The sequence below is a fragment of the Weizmannia acidilactici genome, assembly GCF_008974225.1.
Classification (GTDB): Bacteria; Bacillota; Bacilli; order Bacillales; family Bacillaceae_C; genus Weizmannia; species Weizmannia acidilactici.
Genome location: NZ_BKZR01000118.1, coordinates 1 through 481, shown reverse-complemented (window position 1 = coordinate 481; position 481 = coordinate 1). Strand labels below are relative to the sequence as shown.

The window sequence follows — 481 nt, the reverse complement described above, 5'->3', positions numbered from 1 at the left end:
GTGCCGTTTATTCTTCAATTTCCGCCGTTTGGAGCCGTCTTGTTCCCAACCCGTATGGACTAAAGCGATCTTAAGTTCTTTCGCCTTTTTCTTCTTGCCGCCCTTTTCTTTTTGCTGTTTCACAAATAACCCGTCCACCTCGACAAAAAGCACCTCAGGCGCGGGTTGTTTGGACTTCGGCTCACACACCTCGGATGCGAGGAGATGCTGACGCAACGCTTCGTGGCTCATGGGGGCATACCCTAAGAATGTCTCCAATTGCTTCACGGCGTGGCGGTAAGACGGACCGGCCACGGCCAAGGCCATTGCCCATTGTTCAAGAAGCGGGCTGAATCCCTTGCGGCCGTCAAAAGCCAGATACTGATCCAATAAAGCGATATAACGACCATTTTCCCGGTCTTGATAATAGTTGCGTTTGATGGTCAACGGACCGAACATCGTATCGATGTGAACGTCGCGCCGATCTTTCAAGCGAAAACGA

1 protein-coding gene is annotated in these 481 nt (G+C 51.4%); it reads right to left on the bottom strand.

Annotated elements, in window-relative coordinates; genetic code table 11:
* A partial coding sequence (locus tag GBH70_RS16485; RefSeq protein ID WP_172968334.1) for a UPF0236 family transposase-like protein occupies positions 1 to 481 on the bottom strand: 481 nt, incomplete at both ends.